This window comes from Pseudomonas sp. RC4D1, from assembly GCF_018390395.1.
Taxonomy (GTDB): Bacteria; Pseudomonadota; Gammaproteobacteria; order Pseudomonadales; family Pseudomonadaceae; genus Aquipseudomonas; species Aquipseudomonas danubii.
The window spans coordinates 511,000-526,816 of sequence record NZ_JAHBAW010000001.1 but is presented as its reverse complement, the minus strand read 5'-3'; the positions used below and the strand labels follow the sequence as shown (position 1 = coordinate 526,816).

General features: G+C 63.5%; 15 protein-coding genes. 11 read left to right on the top strand and 4 right to left on the bottom strand.

The window, feature by feature from the left end:
- Positions 1 to 32 precede the first annotated feature (32 nt).
- Positions 33 to 935, bottom strand: coding sequence for an Hsp33 family molecular chaperone HslO (gene hslO / locus KHO49_RS02460; protein ID WP_102882179.1), 903 nt, complete (start codon positions 933 to 935; stop codon positions 33 to 35).
- Between the two features lie 99 nt (positions 936 to 1,034).
- On the opposite strand from hslO, the gene KHO49_RS02455 reads away from it, so the two are divergent.
- Positions 1,035 to 1,847, top strand: a complete 813-nt coding sequence (locus KHO49_RS02455; RefSeq protein ID WP_213664555.1) for a phosphatase PAP2 family protein — start codon at positions 1,035 to 1,037, stop codon at positions 1,845 to 1,847.
- 76 nt (positions 1,848 to 1,923) lie between these two features.
- Here the strand turns inward: KHO49_RS02455 and KHO49_RS02450 are convergent, their stop codons facing one another.
- Positions 1,924 to 2,328 (bottom strand): RNA-binding S4 domain-containing protein, encoded by a 405-nt coding sequence (locus KHO49_RS02450; RefSeq protein WP_016966989.1) that lies wholly within the window; start codon positions 2,326 to 2,328, stop codon positions 1,924 to 1,926.
- 115 nt (positions 2,329 to 2,443) lie between these two features.
- Here KHO49_RS02450 and rimA point away from each other — a divergent pair, with 115 nt between their 5' ends.
- The 3 genes from rimA to rimK are packed head-to-tail and all read left to right on the top strand — an operon-like array spanning position 2,444 to position 4,625.
- Positions 2,444 to 3,223: a S6 modification regulatory phosphodiesterase RimA gene (rimA, locus tag KHO49_RS02445; protein ID WP_102882181.1), complete on the top strand. Its 780-nt coding sequence runs from the start codon at positions 2,444 to 2,446 to the stop codon at positions 3,221 to 3,223.
- Positions 3,224 to 3,240: 17 nt separating this feature from the next.
- Positions 3,241 to 3,723, top strand: coding sequence for a retropepsin-like aspartic endopeptidase RimB (rimB, locus tag KHO49_RS02440; RefSeq protein WP_007931742.1), 483 nt, complete (start codon positions 3,241 to 3,243; stop codon positions 3,721 to 3,723).
- Positions 3,720 to 4,625 (top strand): 30S ribosomal protein S6--L-glutamate ligase, encoded by a 906-nt coding sequence (gene rimK, locus KHO49_RS02435; protein WP_007931744.1) that lies wholly within the window; start codon positions 3,720 to 3,722, stop codon positions 4,623 to 4,625. The genes rimB and rimK overlap by 4 nt, the downstream gene beginning before the upstream one ends.
- 129 nt (positions 4,626 to 4,754) lie before the next feature.
- Here rimK and KHO49_RS02430 read toward each other — a convergent pair whose 3' ends face one another.
- Both KHO49_RS02430 and ompR read right to left on the bottom strand, forming a co-directional pair.
- The gene (locus KHO49_RS02430) at positions 4,755 to 6,068 is read right to left on the bottom strand and encodes an ATP-binding protein (protein ID WP_016966991.1); all 1,314 of its coding nucleotides are present in this window, start codon (positions 6,066 to 6,068) and stop codon (positions 4,755 to 4,757) included.
- A gap of 105 nt (positions 6,069 to 6,173) precedes the next feature.
- Positions 6,174 to 6,914: an osmolarity response regulator transcription factor OmpR gene (ompR, locus tag KHO49_RS02425; protein ID WP_016966992.1), complete on the bottom strand. Its 741-nt coding sequence runs from the start codon at positions 6,912 to 6,914 to the stop codon at positions 6,174 to 6,176.
- Between the two features lie 360 nt (positions 6,915 to 7,274).
- On the opposite strand from ompR, the gene KHO49_RS02420 reads away from it, so the two are divergent.
- The 7 genes from KHO49_RS02420 to tauD all read left to right on the top strand — a co-directional run bounded on the left by KHO49_RS02420 (position 7,275) and on the right by tauD (position 15,805).
- Positions 7,275 to 9,599 carry a Tex family protein gene (locus tag KHO49_RS02420; RefSeq protein ID WP_110595316.1) on the top strand — a complete coding sequence of 775 codons (2,325 nt, stop codon included), beginning with the start codon at positions 7,275 to 7,277 and terminating at the stop codon, positions 9,597 to 9,599.
- The gene (locus KHO49_RS02415) at positions 9,599 to 9,982 is read left to right on the top strand and encodes a PaaI family thioesterase (protein ID WP_011058654.1); all 384 of its coding nucleotides are present in this window, start codon (positions 9,599 to 9,601) and stop codon (positions 9,980 to 9,982) included. The genes KHO49_RS02420 and KHO49_RS02415 overlap by 1 nt, the downstream gene beginning before the upstream one ends.
- Positions 9,983 to 10,197: 215 nt before the next feature.
- Positions 10,198 to 11,781: a glutamate--cysteine ligase gene (gene gshA / locus KHO49_RS02410; protein WP_102862654.1), complete on the top strand. Its 1,584-nt coding sequence runs from the start codon at positions 10,198 to 10,200 to the stop codon at positions 11,779 to 11,781.
- A gap of 278 nt (positions 11,782 to 12,059) precedes the next feature.
- Positions 12,060 to 13,037 carry a taurine ABC transporter substrate-binding protein gene (gene tauA / locus KHO49_RS02405; RefSeq protein ID WP_213664554.1) on the top strand — a complete coding sequence of 326 codons (978 nt, stop codon included), beginning with the start codon at positions 12,060 to 12,062 and terminating at the stop codon, positions 13,035 to 13,037.
- A gap of 27 nt (positions 13,038 to 13,064) precedes the next feature.
- Positions 13,065 to 13,859 (top strand): taurine ABC transporter ATP-binding subunit, encoded by a 795-nt coding sequence (gene tauB, locus KHO49_RS02400; protein ID WP_213664553.1) that lies wholly within the window; start codon positions 13,065 to 13,067, stop codon positions 13,857 to 13,859.
- Positions 13,856 to 14,695 carry a taurine ABC transporter permease TauC gene (gene tauC, locus KHO49_RS02395; protein WP_213664552.1) on the top strand — a complete coding sequence of 280 codons (840 nt, stop codon included), beginning with the start codon at positions 13,856 to 13,858 and terminating at the stop codon, positions 14,693 to 14,695. The genes tauB and tauC overlap by 4 nt, the downstream gene beginning before the upstream one ends.
- Positions 14,696 to 14,965: 270 nt before the next feature.
- Positions 14,966 to 15,805 carry a taurine dioxygenase gene (gene tauD / locus KHO49_RS02390; protein WP_102882186.1) on the top strand — a complete coding sequence of 280 codons (840 nt, stop codon included), beginning with the start codon at positions 14,966 to 14,968 and terminating at the stop codon, positions 15,803 to 15,805.
- Positions 15,806 to 15,817: the final 12 nt, after the last annotated feature.

The window sequence follows — 15,817 nt, the reverse complement described above, 5'->3', positions numbered from 1 at the left end:
TTTGCCAGGTGATTTACCTGCGCTGAACCGTTTTAGTGACGAGTATCTGACGGCGTGTCGACGCCCGCACCGGCAAACAATTGCGTGATATCGGCGGCATCGAACAGATAACGCTCGTTGCAGAACTGGCAATCGATCTCGATGCTGCCGCCATGTTCCACCACCAGTTCCTGAGCATCTTCGAGCCCCAGGCTGACCAGCGCGTTGCCCGAACGCTCGCGGGAGCAGCTGCAGCGGAAGCGCAGCGGTTGCACGTCGAACAGGCGCACGGCTTCTTCGTGGTACAGGCGGTGCAGCACGGTTTCGTTGTCCAGACTCAGCAGTTCATCGGCGGTCAAAGTGCTGGCCAGGGCGGTGAGGTGCTGCCAATTGGCTTCGCGTTCTTCCGGATCGCGCAGGCGGTCGGCAGGCAGTTGTTGCAGGAGCAGGCCGCGGGCATTGCGGCCGTCGGCGTAGAGCCAGAAACGGGTGCCGGTCTGCTGCGACATGACGAAGTAGTTGGTGAAGCATTCGGCCAGGGTGGCGCCGTCCAGGTCGACGATGCCCTGGTAACGCTGGCCCTGGGTCGGGTCCACGGTCAGGGCGAGGACGCCGTTGGGCATCATGTCGGCAAGGGTCGCGTCAGGAGCGATCTGCGACGCGTCGTAGCGGGCCAGGCCGCGGATCTCGCGGTTGCTGGAGCACTCGATCATCAGCAACGGCACCGGGCCTTCGGAGCGGGCCTGGAGAATCAGCAAGCCATCGAACTTCAAGGTGCCAACCAGCAACGATGCCGCCGCCATCAGCTCGCCGAGCAGTTGTGCCACCGGCTCGGGATAGGAATGTTTGGCGAGGACTTCAGCGTAACTGCGCTCCAGCGCCACCAGCTCGCCGCGGGCGTCGCTCTCATCAAAGATGAAGCGTTGAGTGAAGTCGGTATCCGGCAAATCAGTCATAGGTCTGGGTATCTGAATGATGACAAAAAGGTTACAAGCACCGAAAATTGCGGTTTTGCACCATGAAGGTGCAGTTTTTGCGGTGATTGGAGATATTTTATGAACAATCCGGGTTTGTTCCAAGCAAGGTGGAACCTCGGCAAGCTGGTTCTGTGCAATTTACTCCCTTTGGCCCTGCTGGGATTCTGGTTGTGGCCAACCGGGCAGATGTACTGCCTGATGTTCGACGAGTGGCTGTTCCGTCACCTCAACACTCCCCTTGCAACAAACCCCACCTGGCTGCACATCTGGGCCGTGGCCAGCCTGCGCCCCTTCGATATCGTGGTGGGCCTGATCATGCTCGGCCTGCTGATTCGCGGTGATTGGGTGTTCAAGGCGGTGGACGTGCGCCGGGCGTTTTTCGGCTTCCTGTCGATCCTGATTCTTATGGTGGTGATTCGCGCACTGTTTTCCAAGCTAGTGGCGCTGATGAACTGGCAACACAACAGCCCGTCCATGGTGCTCGAAGGCGCCGTGCACATGAGCGACTACTTCCCCGGCAGGGAAAAGACCTGGGAACTCAAGGACCGATCCAGCCAGAGCTTCCCCGGCGACCACGCTTCGGTGCTACTGATCTGGGGCCTGTTCATGGGCATGTTCAGCCGCAGCGTCGGCCAGTTCCTGATCGTCTGGGGCCTGACCCTGCTGTTCATGATGCCGCGCCTGGTGGCGGGCGCACACTGGGGCCAGGACGACTACATCGGCGGCGTGCTGCTGGCAGTGCTGGCCCTGGGCTGGGGCTACTACACGCCGTATGCGGCGCGGATGTCGAACTTCCTGCTGCGCCTGACACACCCGCTATTCAAGCTGATGACCCGGATGCCGGTGCTCTCGCGCATGAGTGTGGTCCGCTCCAGCAGCCTGCTGCGCTGATCAGACCTGTAGGAGCCGGCTTGCCGGCGAATGGACCCTTGAGGACGCCTTCGCCGGCAAGCCGGCTCCTACGCTTTCACTCGTGGCTGCTGCCGTGGAACTTGAACAGATCACGGCGCTGCTTCTTGCTCGGTTTGCCGTCGGTGCTGACCCCCAGGGCGCCAGCCTTGCGCTGGGCCGCTGCGGTTTCACGCTTGGCGATGCTGGCTTCGGTTTCCGTGTAGAGCGTCTGCGCTTCGGGCGCGCCACGACGGACGATGGAAAGCGCCTGGACCACCACGGTGCGCTCGTCGAAGCCGGCGCGAATCTGATACTCGTCGCCTACCCGCGGCTCCTTGCCCGGCTTGCAGCGCTCGCCACGGTGATGCACCTTGCCGCTTTCAATAGCCGCCTTGGCCAGGGCGCGGGTCTTGTAGAAGCGCGCCGCCCACAGCCATTTATCCAGACGAACCTTGTCCTCTTCTTCCTGCTTGTGCGCCACTGGAATTCCTCTTGCTGAAAAATGTCGCAACTGTACGGCCCGCCTACGGGCTCTCATAAATCCTGCCACTCACCTAAAATAACCCAGGTTGCGTCCTGACACGCGAGGAGTCCCCGTGACTGATTTCCCCACTTCCCTGACCTCGCCGGACAACCGCTGCGAAGGCTGCCAAAAAAGCCCGCCACTGGGCTTCGATTTTTCCTTCGCCTATCAACCCATAGTCGATCTGCGCGACCGCTCGATCTTTGCCCATGAAGCCCTGGTGCGCGGGGTCAATGGCGAAGGCGCCCACACCGTGCTGGACCAGGTCGACGACAGCAACCGCTATCGCTTCGACCAGCGCTGCCGGACCCTGGCCATCACCACGGCCGCGCAGATGGGGATGCAAAGCCACCTGTCGATCAACTTCATGCCCAACGCCGTGTACCGCCCGGAACTGTGCATCCGCACGACCCTGGAAGCCGCCCGCGCCCAGCACTTTCCCCTGGACCGGCTGATTTTCGAAACCCTGGAAAGCCAGCACGTAGATAACAGTCGCCATTTGACCCATATTCTGCGTGAATACCGCGAATTCGGCTTCAAGACCGCCATCGATGACTTCGGCGCGGGGTACTCGGGGCTGAACTTGCTGGCGAATTTCCAACCCGACCTGATCAAGCTCGACATGGCGCTGATTCGCGATGTCGACCAGGATCGCGTACGCCAGGCGATCGTTCGCGGGATTGTCACAATCTGTGCGGAGTTGGGCGTTACAGTCATTGCCGAAGGCATTGAAAGCGCTGGTGAACGGGACTTTCTCAGCGACTGTGGAATTTATCTGATGCAGGGTTACTGGTTCGCCAAACCTGCATTCAAAGCCCTGGCCGAGGTTCCGGTCGCGGCCTGGAAAAGCTAATTGCGGATTTCCCCTATTTGAAGACTTTTGACCATTTGACCGTTGTCGGTCTGCGCGAGTGGGTGGCGCTTCCTGATCTGGGAGTGGCCGGCCTGCGCGCCAAGATCGATACCGGAGCCAGTACCTCCAGCCTGCATGCCACCGAGATCGAGCCCTTCGAGCGCGACGGTGAACAGTGGGTGCGTTTCAATGCCCACTTGGGCAGTGTGGTGCAATTGCGTCACCGGCGTTGCGAAGCGCCGCTGGTGGCGATGAAAACCATTAAAAGCTCCAACGGCCAGGCTCAGGTGCGCTATGTGATCAGCACCACCCTGGCCCTGGGCGATCGCGTGTGGCGGGTGGAATTCACCCTCGCCTGCCGCAAGGCCATGCGCTATCGCCTGCTGCTGGGTTCCAAGGCGCTGATCGACGGCCAGTTGGTGGTCAATCCGGGCATCAAATACGTACAAGACAAACCGGTGTTCCCGGTATCCACTACCTCTGCCACAGGTGTTGCATGAAGATCGCTGTGCTGTCGCGTAACCCGCGTCTGTATTCCACTCGTCGTCTGGTCGAAGCCGGCACCGAGCGTGGCCATGAAATGGTAGTGGTCGACACCCTGCGCGCCTACATGAACATCGCCAGTCACAAACCGCAGATCCACTACCGCGGCAAGCCCCTGGAAGGCTTCGATGCAGTGATCCCGCGGATCGGTGCCTCGGTGACCTTCTATGGCTGCGCGGTGCTGCGCCAGTTCGAAATGATGGGAGTCTTCCCGCTCAACGAGTCGGTGGCCATCGCCCGCTCCCGGGACAAGCTGCGCTCGCTGCAGTTGCTGTCGCGGCGTGGCATCGGCCTGCCGGTGACCGGCTTTGCCCACTCGCCGGACGACATTCCCGACCTGATCGAAATGGTCAACGGCGCGCCCCTGGTGATCAAGGTACTGGAAGGCACCCAGGGCATCGGCGTGGTGCTCTGTGAAACCGCCACCGCAGCGGAATCGGTGATCGAGGCCTTCATGGGCCTGAAGCAGAACATCATGGTTCAGGAATACATCAAGGAAGCCGGCGGCGCCGACATTCGCTGCTTCGTGGTGGGGGACAAGGTGATCGCGGCGATGAAGCGCCAGGCCAAGCCGGGGGAGTTCCGCTCCAACCTGCATCGCGGCGGCAGCGCCAGCCTGATCAAGATCACCCCGGAAGAACGCATGACCGCACTACGGGCGGCCAAGGTCATGGGCCTGAGCGTGGCGGGGGTGGATATCCTGCGCTCCAATCACGGGCCGCTGGTGATGGAAGTCAATTCCTCGCCAGGCCTGGAAGGCATCGAGACCACCACCGGCAAGAATGTGGCAGGGATCATCATCGAACACATCGAGAAAAATGGCGGGCCGAACATGACCCGGACCAAGGGTAAAGGCTAAGGGGTACGCTCGATCGGCGGCCCCTGTAGCCACTGCCGCAGGCTGTGACCGGCTGCGCAGCAGTCGCGCTTGCGGGCCGCGCAAGGGCCTTCGGCCCTTATCGCAGCCTGCGGCAGCGGCTACAGGTGTTCAATCCGCATCGCGTGGCAGCAACAAGCCCAAAGGCAAGCGCACTCGCGCTTCGAGGCCGCCATCGGGACGGTTGCGCAGTTCGACGTTGCCGCCGTGCATGGCGGCAATCCGCTTGACGATGGCCAGGCCCAGGCCGGTGCCCTTGCCACCCCGGGCACGGTCGCCACGGGTGAAGGGGTTGAAGATCGCCTCCAGTTCGGACGGATCGATCCCCGCGCCGCGGTCCATCACACTCAGCACCACATACGGCGCATTGGTGTCACCGGACACATAGGCCGCCACTTCGACATCCGTTCCCGCGTGATTCAAGGCGTTGCCAATCAGGTTGTTGAGCAGACGCTTCATCGATACCCGACGCAGCGGGAATGGCTGGATCGGCTCCAGGCGCAGGTGCACCCGCTCCTGGTTCTGGTTGTAGGGCGCGGCCACCTCACGCACCAGATCGCTCAAGTCCACCTCTTCCACCGACTCGTCGCGGCCGTCGCGGATGAAGGCCAGGAACTGATCGAGAATGGCGTCCATGTCCTCGATATCCCGCACCATGTCGTCGGTCAGGTCGGTGTGCGCACCCATCAACTCCAGCGACAGGCGCAAGCGGGTCAGCGGCGTGCGCAGGTCGTGGGACACCCCCGCCAACATCAGCTCCCGTTCACGCCCCGCCTGCTCCACATCCTCGGCCATCTGGTTGAAGGCGCGGTACACCTCGGTCATCTCGCTCGGCGTATCGCTGATCGGCAGGCGCACGCTGCGCCCCTGACCCAGTTGCCGAGCGGCGTAGACGAGGCGCTTGAGCGGTTGGTTGAGCTGGCTGACGAAGATCCACGCCGAGGCGGTGGATAACAGGCCGATGGCCAGGAACCAGCCCAGCACGCTCCAGATCTTCTGCCCCCGCAGCGGATGCGGATACAGCGGCACCTTGAGCCAGCCATCCCCCAGGCTCGGGGCCCTGACCCAAAGCGCCGGAGGTGCATGCATGCGCAGGCGCACTTCGGTGTCGGCACCCAACTCGGCCTGCATCTGGCGCTGATAAATCTCACTGTAGGGCCAATGCTGCTCGCCGGCCGGCACGCCGCTGCCCACCACCTTGATCAGCCCTGCGGCCTCGGCGATCTGATCGCGGTTGGATTCGTCGGCGGCCCAGTAGGCGCGCAGGGTCAGGGCCACGCCGTGGCTGTACTGCCGGTCCACCAGCACGTCCTCGTTCATCAACAGATAAACCAGGGTCAATGCCTTGGAAAACAGCACCACGATCAGCACCAGCCACAGGGTGCGGGAGAAGAAACTCTGGGGGAACCACAGCGGGGTTTTCATAACAGCCAATACACACTTTGCAGGAGCGGCTCGCGCTCGCGGAGTGGCAGAATGCGAACGCCCGGGTCGTTACCGGCCCGGGCGTTCGCTCCTACAAATCACCTATCACTTGGTCGCGGTGCCATCCGGCACGAAGACATAACCCACGCCCCAGACGGTCTGGATATAGCGCGGTTTGGAAGGATCGGGCTCGATCATCCGCCGCAGGCGGGAGATCTGCACGTCGATGGAACGCTCCAGGGCATCCCACTCGCGGCCACGGGCCAGGTTCATCAGCTTGTCGCGGGTCAGCGGCTGGCGGGCGTTCATCACCAGGGCCTTGAGTACCGCGAACTCACCGGTGGTGAGCATGTGCACTTCATCGCCACGCTTGAGTTCGCGAGTGGCCAGGGACAGTTCGTAGTCACCGAAGGTCACGCTTTCGTCTTCGCTGCCCGGCGCGCCCGGCACCGGAGCCGACTGACGACGCAGCACGGCCTTGACCCGGGCCATCAGTTCGTCAGGGTTGAACGGCTTGGCCAGGTAATCGTCGGCACCCAGCTCCAGGCCCTTGATGCGGCTCAGCTCATCGCCCTTGGCGGTGAGCATGATGATCGGAATCTGGTTGTTGGCACTGCGCAGTCGGCGGCAGGCGGTTAGGCCGTCTTCGCCGGGCAGCATCAGGTCGAGGACCACCAGGTTGAACACTTCGCGACCCAACAGACGGTCCATTTGCTCGGTGTTCGGTACCGCGCGGGCACGGTAGCCCTTGCTGACGAAAAAACGCTCCAGCAGGCTGCTCAGCCCCGGATCGTCGTCAACAATAAGAATTTTTTCGCCTTCAGCAGTTTGTGCAGTGCTGCTCATTGGATGCTCCTCTAATCTCGGTGCGCATTATGGCGTAGCTGCCGTTATACGCACCGTGTGCATTGTTAGCAGATTTTTCCTCTATCGCCAGCAAACCCGCTGTCGGCCTGAGGCTGGCCATCACCCCGAAGACCGTAACGCTGGGTATAATGCGCCGCCTTTTGTGTTGGGCAATATCTGATCAGTACGCCTGCGGCCAGTTTTTTTATTTGCCTGGGCCGGCAGTATTTTTTCGATTTCACGGGTCAACAGCCAGCCTTTTGATCCAGGTGGCGGCGCGGGCCAGGCCGCTCAACCAGACTCGCCGGGCCTTATTTTCGTGCCCGCGGGCCTGCTTTCACACATTTGTCAGGTGGTTTTATGGACAGCATCAACAGCCGCATTGCCGAGGAACTCGGCGTACGCCCACAACAGGTCGAAGCGGCCGTCGCTCTATTGGATGAAGGCTCCACCGTGCCCTTCATCGCCCGTTACCGGAAAGAGGTCACCGGCAGCCTCGATGACACTCAACTGCGTCATCTGGAAGAGCGCCTGCGCTACCTGCGAGAACTCGACGAACGGCGGATCAGCATCCTCGCCAGCATCGAAGAGCAGGGCAAGCTGACCCCGGAGCTGGCTCGCGACATCAAGCTGGCCGACACCAAGACCCGCCTCGAAGACCTGTACCTGCCTTATAAGCAGAAGCGCCGCACCAAGGGCCAGATCGCCCTGGAAGCCGGCCTCGGCGAACTGGCGGATGGCCTGTTCAACGACCCAAGCCTGACTCCGGAAGCCGAAGCCGCTCGCTTCGTCGACGCCGACAAAGGCGTGGCCGACGTCAAGGCCGCCCTGGAAGGCGCCAAGTACATCCTCATGGAGCGCTTCGCCGAAGACGCGGGTTTGCTGGACAAGCTGCGCAACTTCCTCAAGCAGGAAGCCACCCTCAGCGCCCGCGTGGTCGCCGGCAAGGAAGAGGAAGGCGCCAAGTTCCGCGACTACTTCGAACACGACGAACCGCTGAAAAGCATGCCGTCGCACCGCGCCCTGGCGATTTTCCGTGGCCGCAACGAAGGCATTCTCAGCTCCGCGCTGAAAGTCGGTGACGAGCTGCCGGGCACCATGCACCCCTGCGAAGGCATGATCGGCCAGCACGTGGGCATCCAGAACCAGAACCGTCCCGCCGACAAATGGCTGGGTGAAGTGGTGCGCTGGACCTGGAAGGTCAAGCTCTACACCCACCTGGAAACCGACCTGCTGGGCGAGTTGCGCGACAACGCGGAAACCGAGGCGATCAACGTCTTCGCCCACAACCTGCACGACCTGCTGCTGGCCGCTCCGGCCGGCCCGCGCGCCACCCTGGGCCTGGACCCGGGCCTGCGCACCGGCTGCAAAGTGGCGGTGGTGGATGCCACCGGCAAGCTGCTGGATCACGCCACCGTCTACCCGCACGTGCCGCACAACAAGTGGGACCAGACCCTGGGCATCCTGGCCGCGCTGTGCGCCAAGCACTCGGTGGACCTGATCGCCATCGGCAACGGCACCGCCAGCCGCGAGACCGACAAGCTGGCCGCCGAACTGATCAAAAAATACCCGGCCATGAAGATGACCAAGGTCATGGTGTCCGAAGCCGGTGCATCGGTGTACTCGGCCTCGGAGCTGGCGGCCAAGGAGTTCCCGGACCTGGACGTGTCGATCCGTGGCGCCGTATCCATCGCCCGCCGCCTGCAGGACCCACTGGCGGAACTGGTGAAGATCGATCCGAAATCCATCGGTGTCGGCCAGTACCAGCACGACGTGTCGCAGCTGAAACTGGCCCGCGGCCTGGACGCCGTGGTCGAGGACTGCGTGAACGCCGTCGGCGTCGACGTCAACACCGCTTCCGTGGCCCTGCTAGCGCGGATCTCCGGCCTGAATGCGACCCTGGCGCAGAACATCGTCAGCCACCGCGACGAACACGGTGCCTTCAAGACTCGAGCCGCGCTGAAAAAGGTCGCGCGCCTGGGTGAGAAAACCTTCGAGCAGGCCGCCGGCTTCCTGCGCGTCATGAACGGCGACAACCCGCTGGACGCCTCGGCGGTGCACCCGGAGGCCTACCCGCTGGTGCAGCGCATCGCCGCCGACACCGGCCGCGACATTCGTTCGCTGATCGGCGATAGCGGCTTCCTCAAGCGCCTGGACCCGAAGAAATTCACCGACGAAACCTTCGGCCTGCCCACCGTCACCGACATCCTCCAGGAACTGGACAAGCCCGGCCGCGACCCGCGCCCGGAGTTCAAGACCGCCGAGTTCCAGGATGGCGTGGAAGACCTCAAGGACCTGCAACTGGGGATGATCCTCGAAGGCGTAGTGACCAACGTCACCAACTTCGGTGCCTTCGTCGACATCGGCGTGCACCAGGACGGCCTGGTGCACATCTCGGCGCTGTCGGAGAAGTTCATCAAGGACCCGCGTGAGGCGGTGAAGGCCGGCGACGTGGTGAAAGTGAAAGTCATGGAAGTCGACATTCCGCGTAAACGCGTGGGCCTGTCGATGCGCATGAGCGACACCCCGGGCGAGAAGATCGACGGCGCTCGCGGTTCCCGTCCAGGCTCGGCGCCGCGCTCCTCCCAGGGCAACGCACCACGCAAGGAAACCACCGCGGCCGCTCCGAGCAACAACGCCATGGCCTCGCTGTTCGCCAACGCCAAGCAGTTGAAGAAACGCTGATGCAGATCCCTGCCGGCCTGACCGAAAGCGCCTTCAGCCAATTGCTCGGCTGCCGTCTGCAACGCCTGGAAACCGGCGAGGCGGACGTCGCCCTGGAGCTGACCCCGCAGCTGCGCAATCGCGGGCAAAAGCTGCACGGCGGGGCGATCTTCAGCCTGGTGGACATTGCCATGGGGCTGGCCTGTTCCAGCACCCACGGCTTTGACCAGCAGAGCGCCACCATCGAGTGCAAGATCAACTACATCCGCGCCGTGGCCGAGGGTGAAGTGCTGTGCCGGGCCAAGGTGATCCACCCCGGCCGCCGCACCCTGGTGGTGGAAGCGGACGTGATCCAGGGCGACAAACTGGTCGCAAAAGCACAAGGCACCTTCGCCGTCCTATAGCTCCCTGTCATGAATTTGGGTTAATTTCGGCGCTGCGAAAGCGGCGTCGGAGTTTTTTGCCTGCGCTAAAGCCAGATTCAGGGATGAAGGATTGGCGTTTTCAAGCGAGTCGGCTTGACTCAAAAACCAGGCGAAAACGCCAGTTTTAACTTCACCCTTGTAGACCGTCCTGCCCACCCCCATATTGGGGCGACTGACGCGTGAAGGAATCCAACTTGAGCGAACTTCTCAACCGCCGCCTGGCTCTGCTCGGCGAGCGCGCTAACCTCTCCCTGCTCGAGCAGTGCCTGCACGGTATCGAACGTGAATGCCTGCGTGTTACCGGCGAAGGCCGCCTGGCACAGACCCCGCACCCGGAAGAACTGGGTTCCGCGCTGACCAACGAACAGATCACCACCGACTATTCCGAGTCGCTGCTGGAGTTCATCACCCCGGCCCTCACGGACCCGGCGGACACCCTGGCCAGCCTCGACAAGATTCATCGTTTCGCCTACAGCAAGCTCGGCAACGAGTACCTGTGGAGTCCATCGATGCCGTGCCCGTTGCCGGCCGAGGAAGACATCCCGATCGCCTACTACGGCACCTCCAACATCGGCCAGCTCAAGTACGTGTACCGCAAGGGACTGGCCCTGCGCTACGGCAAGACCATGCAGTGCATTGCCGGGATCCACTACAACTTTTCCCTGCCGGAACAGCTGTGGCCGCTGCTCAAGCAAGCCGAAGGCTTCGTCGGCAGCGACCGGGACTACCAGTCTTCGGCCTATATCGCGCTGATCCGCAATTTCCGTCGCTACAGCTGGCTGTTGATGTACCTGTTCGGAGCTTCGCCGGCCCTGGACGCGGGCTTCCTGCGCGGCCGCTCGCACCAGCTGGAACAGCTGGACGCCGAGACCCTGTACCTGCCCTATGCCACCAGCCTGCGCATGAGCGACCTGGGCTACCAGAGCCAGGCCCAGGCCGGCCTGACCCCTTGCTACAACGATCTGAACAGCTACACCGACAGCCTGCGCAAGGCCGTGGCCACGCCCTACGCGCCTTACGTGGCGGTCGGCACCCACAAGGATGGCGAGTGGGTGCAACTGAACACCAACATCCTGCAGATCGAAAACGAGTACTACTCCAACATCCGCCCCAAACGCGTGACCTACACCGGTGAGCGGCCGATCCAGGCGCTGATGGCCCGGGGCATCCAGTACGTCGAAGTGCGTTGCCTGGACATCAACCCGTTCCTGCCCCTGGGCATCGACCTGCAGGAAGCGCGCTTCCTCGACGCCTTCCTGCTGTACTGCGCGCTCAACGACAGCCCGCTGTTCGAGAACAACGAGTGCGGCAACGCCACCTCCAACTTCCTCGCCGTGGTCAAGGAAGGCCGGCGTCCGGGCCTGCAACTGCAACGCCAGGGCCAGCCGGTGGAGATGAAGGAATGGGCCGCCGAACTGCTGGAGCAGATCGCGCCACTGGCTGCCCTGCTCGACCAGAGCCACGGCAGCAACGTGCACAGCAAGGCCCTGGACGCCCAGCTGGCCAAGGTCAAGGATTCGTCCCTGACCCCATCGGCCCAGGTGCTGGCGGCCATGAGCGAGCACAAGGAGAGCTTCAGCCAGTTCTCCCTGCGCCAGAGCCAGGTGCATGCCGAGCACTTCCGCAGCCAGGCCCTGAGCAAGGAAGAGCAAGCCGCCTTCGAAGACGCGGCGCGCAAATCCCTGGAGCAGCAGACCGAGCTTGAGCAAAACGAAGTGGGTGATTTCGACGTGTTCGTCGGCGCCTACCAGGCCAGCATCCTGGCCATCAGCAACTAGGGCCATGGCGAGGGCGCCTGCTCCCGCTAGGTCGGCCGGCCGTCCGCGGCGCAGCCCCTGCCAAACCTGGCGACCGGGTATTCCTGCATAAGCGCGTGGCCTGAGCTGGGGGCCGCGTTGCAGCCCGGCGAGAGCCGGCGCCCTCGCCGTAACACTTGTCTGGCTACGGCCACGAATTTCACCTCATAAGCTAATGCAAATAAGTTATTTATTTCTGCATTCTTAGATCATTTAGTCTCCTCCCACGCCGATCACCGGCCGCCTATGAGGAGCACCCCATGAAACTGCATTTCCCCCTTCGCCTCCTGGCGGCCGCGTCCCTGGCCGCTGCGAGTTTCTTTGCCCAGGCGGCCGACGTCACCGTCGCCTACCAGACCACTGTCGACCCGGCCAAGGTCGCGCAAGCCGACGGCAGCTATGAAAAAGCCACCCAGGCCAAGATCAACTGGCGCAAATTCGACAACGGCGCCGACGTCATCGCCGCCATCGCTTCCGGCGATGTGCAGATCGGCTACCTGGGCTCCAGCCCGCTGACCGCCGCCATCACCCGCAAGGTGCCGGTGCAAACCTTCCTCATCGCCACCCAGATCGGCGCCGCTGAAGCCCTGGTGGCCCGCGACGGTTCCGCGATCAACAGCCCTCAGGACCTGATCGGTAAAAAAGTCGCCGTGCCCTTCGTTTCCACCGGCCACTACAGCCTGCTGGCGGCGCTGAAGCACTGGAACATCGACCCCTCGAAAGTGCAGATCCTCAACCTCGCGCCACCGGCAATCATCGCCGCCTGGAAGCGCGGCGATATCGACGCCACCTACGTCTGGGACCCGGCCCTGGGCGTGGCCAAGGAAAACGGCAAGGTGCTGATCACCTCCGGTGAGCTGGCCAAGTTCGGCGCGCCGACTTTCGACGCCTGGATCGTGCGCAAGGATTTTGCCGAGAAGCACCCACAAATCGTCACGGCCTTCGCCAAGGTGACCCTGGAGGCCTACGCCCAGTACCGCAAGGACCCACAAGCCTGGCTGGCCAACCAGGGCAACGTCGACAAGCTGGTCAAGCTCTCCGGGGCCAAGGCCAGCGATATCCCGCTGCTGCTGCAAGGCAACGTCTACCCACTGGCCGCCGACCAGGTGCTCAGCCTCGGCGCCCCGACCACCAAGGCCATCACCGACACCGCGGTGTTCCTCAAGGAGCAAGGCAAGGTCGAGGCGGTACTGCCGGACTACGCCCCCTACGTCAGCGCCAAGTTCATCCCTGAATAACCCGCGACCGGACAGGAGATAGCCGTCATGGCCTTGCTACAACTGGAGCGCATCAGCGCACAGTACCCCGGCGCCGCCGAACCGGTGCTGGCGGATATTTCCCTGACCCTGGGGCCACAGCAACTGCTGGTCGCCCTGGGGCCTTCCGGCAGCGGCAAGACCTCGCTGCTGAACCTGATTGCCGGCTTCGTCGATCCCAGCGCCGGGCGCATCAGCCTCGACGGTGTGCCGGTCAAGGGCCCCAGCGCCGAGCGTGGCGTGGTGTTCCAGGACGACGCCCTGCTGCCCTGGCAGGACGTGCTGGGCAACGTCGCCTTCGGCCTGGAACTGGCCGGCATCGCCCGGGATCAACGCGAAGCCCGGGCGCGGGAGATGCTCGCCCTGGTGGACCTGGCCGGCTTCGACAAGCGCCGCATCTGGCAACTCTCCGGTGGACAGAAACAGCGCGTGGGCCTGGCCCGCGCCCTGGCCGCCGACCCGCGCGTGCTGCTGATGGATGAACCCTTCGGCGCCCTGGATGCCTTCACCCGCGAGCAGATGCAGGCGCTGTTGCTGCAAGTCTGGCGGCGCACCGCCAAGCCGGTGTTCCTGATCACCCACGACATCGAGGAAGCGGTGTTCCTGGCCACCGACCTGATCCTCCTGGCACCCAACCCGGGGCAGATCGTCGAGCGCCTGAACCTGGACTTCGGCCAGCGCTACGCCGCCGGCGAGTCGGCGCGGGCGATCAAGTCCGACCCGTTGTTCATCGAAACCCGCGAGCACGTGCTGTCCCGGGTGTTCTCCCAACGCAGCGCCACCCAGCAGCAGGAGCGCCCATGAGCAGCTACGAGATTCCCGCCACCACGACCCGTGATGCCAACCCGAAAGCGCCCCTGCCGGTGCGTCGTAGCCTGAGCACCCGCTGGATCAGCGTGCTGACTCTGATCGCCCTGCTGGCCCTGTGGTGGGTGGTCACTGCCAGCGGCCTGATCGAACCGCTGTTCCTGCCGCCCCCTGCCGCCGTATTGCAAAAGGGCTGGTTGCTGGCCACCAGCGGCTACATGGATTCCACCCTCTGGCAGCACCTGGCAGCCAGCCTGCAGCGCATCGGCCTGGCCCTGGGCTTTGCCGTGCTGACGGCGATTCCGGTGGGCATCGCCATTGGCGCCAACCGCATCGCCCGGGGCGTGCTCGACCCTTTGATCGAGTTCTACCGGCCGATTCCGCCACTGGCCTATCTGCCGCTGATCGTCATCTGGTGCGGCATTGGCGAGCTGTCCAAGGTGCTGCTGATTTATCTGGCGATCTTCGCCCCGATTGCCATCGCCACCGCCACCGGCGTGCGCACCGTCGACCCGGCCAAGCTGCGCGCCGCCCAGTCCCTGGGCGCGACCCGGGCGCAACTGATTCGCCACGTGATCCTGCCCAGCGCCCTGCCGGACATTCTCACCGGCGTGCGCATCGGCCTGGGCGTGGGCTGGTCGACCCTGGTGGCGGCGGAGCTGATTGCCGCCACCAGCGGCCTGGGCTTCATGGTGCAATCCGCGGCGCAGTTCCTGGTCACCGATGTGGTGCTGCTGGGGATACTGGTGATTGCCCTGATCGCCTTCGCCATGGAAATGGGCCTGCGCGCCCTGCAACGCAAGCTGGTGCCCTGGCACGGCCAATCCCACTGACCTGCGTGCGCCGCCTGCCCCGCACGCGGTTCACCTGTAGCCGCTGCCGAGCCCTCGCGAGGCTGCGACCGAGCGCGTAGCGCTCGCAGCAATCGATGAGGAAGGCCTCGTTGCATGGGTTTGCATCTACTGCGCCGCCGTTCGCAGCCTCGCCAAGGCTCGACAGCGGCTACAGGGTCACGACACCGCCAGCGCAACCGTTTTTTAGTTTGATGCAGATAAACCGAATCCGACCACGCCAACAAATGGGCGCCGAACAAGAGAACGACCATGAGCCTGACCATCACCCCTTTAAGCTCCGCCCTCGGCGCCCAGATCAGTGGCGTCGATATCAGCCAACCGCTCAGCGTCGAACAGCGCGACGCCATCGAGCAGGCGCTGCTCAGGCATCAAGTGCTGTTCTTCCGCGACCAGCCGATCACCCCGCAGCAGCAAGCGCGCTTCGCCGCCCACTTCGGTGACCTGCACATTCACCCGATCTACCCCAATGTGCCGGAACAGCCGGAAATACTGATCCTCGACACCGCTGAAACCGACGTGCGCGACAACGCCATCTGGCACACCGACGTGACCTTCCTGCCAACCCCGGCCCTGGGCGCGGTGCTCAGCGCCAAGCTGCTGCCGCCGTTCGGCGGCGACACGTTGTGGGCCAGCGGCATCGCCGCCTACGAAGCCTTGTCCGAGCCGCTGAAGAACCTGCTGCAGGGCCTGACCGCCACCCACGAGTTCATCAAGTCCTTCCCTCTGGAACGCTTCGGCAACACCCCCGAAGACCTGGCGCGCTGGGAGGAAGCACGGCGCAAGAACCCGCCGCTGTCGCACCCGGTGATCCGTACCCATCCGGTGAGCGGGCGCCAGTCGCTGTTCGTCAACGACGGCTTCACCACCAAGATCAACGAACTCTCCGAGAGCGAAAGCGCGGCCATCCTCAAGCTGCTGTTTGCCCACGCCACCCGCCCGGAGTTCACCATCCGCTGGCGCTGGCAGGAAAACGACGTGGCGTTCTGGGACAACCGCGTGACCCAGCACTATGCCGTGGACGACTACCGTCCACAGCGCCGGGTGATGCAGCGCGCGACCATTCTGGGGGATGTGCCGTTCTTTCGCTGAAACGCGGGGAGA

Excerpts from the sequence above, each read along its gene's own strand:
- KHO49_RS02420 (WP_110595316.1), top strand. The coding sequence starts at position 7,275 with ATGGACAGCATCAACAGCCGCATTGCCGAGGAACTCGGCGTACGCCCA.
- hslO (WP_102882179.1), bottom strand. The coding sequence starts at position 935 with ATGACTGATTTGCCGGATACCGACTTCACTCAACGCTTCATCTTTGAT.
- tauC (WP_213664552.1), top strand. The coding sequence starts at position 13,856 with ATGAGCAGCTACGAGATTCCCGCCACCACGACCCGTGATGCCAACCCG.
- rimK (WP_007931744.1), top strand. The coding sequence starts at position 3,720 with ATGAAGATCGCTGTGCTGTCGCGTAACCCGCGTCTGTATTCCACTCGT.
- tauA (WP_213664554.1), top strand. The coding sequence starts at position 12,060 with ATGAAACTGCATTTCCCCCTTCGCCTCCTGGCGGCCGCGTCCCTGGCC.
- KHO49_RS02430 (WP_016966991.1), bottom strand. The coding sequence starts at position 6,068 with ATGAAAACCCCGCTGTGGTTCCCCCAGAGTTTCTTCTCCCGCACCCTG.
- KHO49_RS02455 (WP_213664555.1), top strand. The coding sequence starts at position 1,035 with ATGAACAATCCGGGTTTGTTCCAAGCAAGGTGGAACCTCGGCAAGCTG.
- tauD (WP_102882186.1), top strand. The coding sequence starts at position 14,966 with ATGAGCCTGACCATCACCCCTTTAAGCTCCGCCCTCGGCGCCCAGATC.
- tauB (WP_213664553.1), top strand. The coding sequence starts at position 13,065 with ATGGCCTTGCTACAACTGGAGCGCATCAGCGCACAGTACCCCGGCGCC.
- ompR (WP_016966992.1), bottom strand. The coding sequence starts at position 6,914 with ATGAGCAGCACTGCACAAACTGCTGAAGGCGAAAAAATTCTTATTGTT.
- KHO49_RS02415 (WP_011058654.1), top strand. The coding sequence starts at position 9,599 with ATGCAGATCCCTGCCGGCCTGACCGAAAGCGCCTTCAGCCAATTGCTC.